Source organism: Pontimicrobium sp. MEBiC01747 (assembly GCF_053601635.1).
On sequence record NZ_JBSHNS010000118.1, the window covers coordinates 1 to 4,262 of the forward strand.

Consider the following 4,262-nt stretch of genomic DNA (forward strand, 5'->3'; position numbering starts at 1 on the left):
GTATTACATGCTTGTAAAACTGTAGACAACTTATCTTCTACTGATAAGCAATTTAGAAAATACGTTGAAGATCTTACTAAAAAACTATCTGTTTAATACACCTTTTTTAAATGACAAAAATACTAATGGTTTGCCTCGGGAACATCTGTCGCTCTCCACTAGCGGAAGGTATTTTAAAATCTAAACTTCCTGAAGATTCTTTTTTTGTTGATTCTGCAGGAACCAGTAATTATCATATAGGAGAAAAACCCGATAAACGCTCTATTGCCATAGCCAGAGATTACGGAATAGATATTAACAACCAAAGAGGCAGACAGTTTACTACAATAGATTTTGACCGTTTTGATTATATCTACGCCATGGATAATTCTAATTATAAAAATATTATTCGATTAGCTAGAAATAACCAAGATAAAAACAAGGTGAAATTAATTTTAAACGAAAGTGTTCCTGGCGAAAATCTAGATGTTCCAGATCCTTATTATGGAGGAGAGGAAGGATTTAATAATGTTTATATAATGCTTGATGAAGCCTGTAATATTATAGCCAATAAATTAAAAAGTAATGACTAAGAAAGAAGTGAAAGATTCTCATGTTTCTTTTAACTATACAGTCTAGTCTCCATTTAATTTATTTTCTTTTCATTAACTTTACTAACAGTAAAATCCCCTAAACATACACTACTATGAATAATTCTTATGGCACGTTATATCTTATTCCAACAACTTTAGGTGATACAGAACCTTTAAACGTACTCCCTTTAACTGTAAAGAAAATTATAGAACAGGTAGATACATATATTGTTGAAAACGAAAAAACAGCCAGACGATTCATAAAAAAAATAAGTTCTGGAAAACAACAGTCTTCTTTAACATTATTTCCTTTAAATAAATTTACAGATGTAAGTGAGTTACCTAGCTATCTAGAACCTTGTAAAAGAGGAATAAATGTTGGTGTAATCTCTGAAGCAGGCTGCCCAGGGGTAGCAGATCCTGGCGCAGATATTGTTAAAATTGCCCATGAAAACAACATAAAAGTAGTTCCTTTGGTTGGCCCATCCTCTATTTTATTAGCAATGATGGGCTCTGGAATGAATGGGCAAAGCTTTGCTTTTAATGGTTATTTACCTATTGATAAAAGTGAGCGTAAACAGGAGTTGAAACGATTAGAGCGTCTTTCTTTCGAACAAAATCAATCGCAATTATTCATTGAAACGCCATATAGAAACAACAAAATGTTAGAAGATTTATGTAATATTTTAAATGGCAACACTGCTATTTGTGTTGCTTGCGATATTACGCTACCTAGCGAATACATAAAAACCATGCCTGCAAACGCATGGAAAAAAGTAAAGGTTGACCTTCATAAAAGACCAACCTTATTTATAATTCATAAAAATTAAAAATGCTTATGCTTTAAGCTTTAAAGACACTTTAGGTCTTTTGTTTGGTTTTATAACCGATGTATCATATCCAGAAAAGCGTTTCATGTATGACCTTATTGAAGTTCCATACGCATCTGAGAAACCTCTTTTCCCATAGCTTCTAAGGTATTTTTTTACGCTTCCTGGCCCAGCCAAATGAGCTGCTGCTAAAATTCCAGATTCTGTAACCTTAACACCATTAACATACTTCCCTTCAAAACGCTTAATATCTCTTCTTAACACCCACTTATTACGCTGTGTATTAGCTATAAAAGCTTTTTCCTGTAATTCTGGCGTCTTTAAAAACAGACTTGCATTGTTAATACCTATTAACTTAAGTGTACTTTTACCAAATTGGTACTTACCTAGATAGCCTAAAGTATTAACTGAGAAATAATTATTTTGAGACTCTTTAAACCCTATAGCTTCTTTAAATCCTAAAAACGACTTTCCAAGCTCTAGTGTATACGTTTCTTCTTTCTCTCCCAGAAACGCAATGTCTTTAGAGGCATCTTGATTAACTGAGTAATCTAAATTTAACCCCTTCGTAGAATAATATTCTACTTCTGTATGATTTAACTTTTCTTCTGTTGATAGCGACACAACAATTAAAACACAAATTGTAATCGCTAGTAATAATAAACTTGCACTACTCTTTTTGTTCATAATTTTTAATTTCTTAGACTAGTTTTAATCAAAAAGCGAGCCTAAAATTTCAGCGTGCAAAATTATACAAAAAAAATGATATAGCAAAATTACTCGTTAAAATACAATTAAAAGTATATAGCGTGAAATTTTATGTCATTTTTATCGGTGAACTCCACCGTAGGAAGTGGTACTTTTACTACATTAAAAATACTAAATAATGTTCTTAAAATGTGTGAGTTAGTGTTAATTTTTGTTAAATCTATATCGAGACTTAAGTAGTACTGTCGGCGTCTATTGTGTTGTCCAAATAGCTCTATCTGTTTTGCTTTTGTACCTGCTAATAGTCCTTCTCCTCCATAGCCAAATGCTACATTTAACCACTTAGGCAGCTTACTTTGCCTAAAAAACGAATGTAAATTTGCACTTAACCAATACGTTTGTCCATTATAATCTTTAAGTGATTCTTCTAGTAATCCTACTCCTAATTTATCTGGTCGTTGTGCTGCAAATCCTGTTCTATGAAAAGAGTATTTTAATGTAATACGTTGTTCTTTCCATAATAATTCTTGACCAACATATAATCCTGTACCAGATGCATTGGCGGCAAAATCACCCCAAGAGAATCCCCATTCTTTAGAGAAACCATCTAAAACTTCTACTGCTGTTAAAAAAGAAAAACCTAAAGTTGCTCCATATAATAATTGGTCTTTTTTATTTACACCACTCCAGTGTAAAACGTCTGCTCCAATTCTACCTACTTGGTATGCGGTAAAGGTATGCCCTAACTTATCCATTTGGAGCCACTCGTTATTATCGTTAATGGTATGAAATTTTGACCGCTCGAAATCGCTATACCACAACTGATTTAAACCTAGTAACGTTAGTCCTCCTGCTGTAGCTTCTGTTATTACAACTGCATTACGCCTTGGCTTATGCAACGTATCGCTAGGTTTTAAAAACAGGTTAAGTTTAGATTGCGCCATTCCGGAGAATACCACTAATGCAAAGACAAGATGTAAAATGTGTTTTTTCAATACTACTTGTAAATACCTTGAGAGGATAAATATTTATGGTATGCCCTAGCATTAGCATTATGTTGCGCTAATGTTTTTGCAAATTTATGGTAGCCTAATCGTTTAGCATCTGCAACAAAATAAAGGTAATTGTGTTTTTCGTTATTTAAAACGGCGTCTATAGCAGATATGTCTGGCATAGCAATTAATCCTGGAGGTAATCCTAAATTAGTATACGTGTTATATGGAGATTCTATTTCTTTGTGTACATTTAATACACGCTTAATTATGGTGTTACTGTATTTTGGCAATTTGTATGCCGCAAAACGAATGGTTGGATCTGCCTGCAATGGCATCCCAATTCTAATACGGTTTAAATATACACCAGCTATTCGCGGTTGCTCACTAGCTTGCTTAGATTCCTCATAGACTATAGAGGCTAATGCTATAACTTCTGCTTCTGTAAGTTTTAGTTTTTTAGCTTTTGCTTTTCTAGAGTCTGTCCAAAAGGCTTTGTATTCTTTTAGCATGCGGTTACGAAAACCTTCACCTGAGCTATTCCAAAACAACTCATAACTATTTGGTATATACATCCCTAAAGCTGTTTCTTCTTTAAAGCCATTTTCTTTTAAAAACGTTTTATCTGTCATTGCTTTTAATAAAGCTAAACTATCGGCATCTATTTGTGCTGCTATTCTTCCAGCTAACTTCTCAATCGTTTCTTGATTGTTAAACGTCACTTTAACTGGTTTATTTTTAATACGTAATGTGGCAATAATATCATTGTTAGTCATTCCTTTTTCAATAATATAACGACCAGCCTTAACATTATTTACATATTTTTTTTGTTTTGCTAAAGCATCAAAGGCCTCAATATCTTTTAATAATGGCTCTAATTCTTTTCTTACTTCATTATAATTGGCGCCTCGTGATATGTAAACTGAAACTGTATTTTCTTCAAAAATTGTATTAGGAGAAAACATAACCCCATAAACATAATAAGCAAAATAAGCTGCTACCACTAAACCAATGGCAACTATAGCAAAAAGTATTTTTTTAATGTACATTAGTATTAATAAGTTGAAATAAATATTCGTTTTTAAATTGACCGTTATAAAAATTCCAGTCTTTTTTTAATCCTATTTTTTTAAATCCCTGATTTTTAAATAGTTTTATAC

At 32.5% G+C, this 4,262-nt stretch carries 5 protein-coding genes; 2 read left to right on the forward strand and 3 right to left on the reverse strand.

The features are described from left to right. Positions 1–110: 110 nt before the first annotated feature. A complete protein-coding gene (locus ACVC2P_RS02830; RefSeq protein WP_452596969.1) occupies positions 111–572 on the forward strand; it encodes a low molecular weight protein-tyrosine-phosphatase in 462 nt (153 codons plus the stop codon). Between the two features lie 113 nt (positions 573–685). Beyond that, positions 686–1,402 (forward strand): SAM-dependent methyltransferase, encoded by a 717-nt coding sequence (locus ACVC2P_RS02835; RefSeq protein WP_452596970.1) that lies wholly within the window; start codon positions 686–688, stop codon positions 1,400–1,402. A gap of 6 nt (positions 1,403–1,408) precedes the next feature. Here ACVC2P_RS02835 and ACVC2P_RS02840 read toward each other — a convergent pair whose 3' ends face one another. The 3 genes from ACVC2P_RS02840 to mltG all read right to left on the reverse strand — a co-directional run bounded on the left by ACVC2P_RS02840 (position 1,409) and on the right by mltG (position 4,151). After that, on the reverse strand, positions 1,409–2,089 hold the full coding sequence (locus tag ACVC2P_RS02840; protein WP_452596971.1) for a peptidoglycan-binding protein LysM: 681 nt from the start codon (positions 2,087–2,089) through the stop codon (positions 1,409–1,411). A gap of 107 nt (positions 2,090–2,196) precedes the next feature. Then, positions 2,197–3,105 carry a DUF2279 domain-containing protein gene (locus ACVC2P_RS02845; protein ID WP_452596972.1) on the reverse strand — a complete coding sequence of 303 codons (909 nt, stop codon included), beginning with the start codon at positions 3,103–3,105 and terminating at the stop codon, positions 2,197–2,199. A gap of 2 nt (positions 3,106–3,107) precedes the next feature. Beyond that, complete coding sequence (mltG, locus tag ACVC2P_RS02850; RefSeq protein WP_452596973.1) at positions 3,108–4,151, reverse strand: endolytic transglycosylase MltG; 1,044 nt, start codon at positions 4,149–4,151, stop codon at positions 3,108–3,110. Between the last annotated feature and the right edge of the window lie 111 nt (positions 4,152–4,262).

Coding starts and splice junctions, on each gene's coding strand:
- ACVC2P_RS02840 (WP_452596971.1), bottom strand. CDS start 2,089: ATGAACAAAAAGAGTAGTGCAAGTTTATTATTACTAGCGATTACAATT.
- ACVC2P_RS02835 (WP_452596970.1), top strand. CDS start 686: ATGAATAATTCTTATGGCACGTTATATCTTATTCCAACAACTTTAGGT.
- ACVC2P_RS02830 (WP_452596969.1), top strand. CDS start 111: ATGACAAAAATACTAATGGTTTGCCTCGGGAACATCTGTCGCTCTCCA.
- mltG (WP_452596973.1), bottom strand. CDS start 4,151: ATGTACATTAAAAAAATACTTTTTGCTATAGTTGCCATTGGTTTAGTG.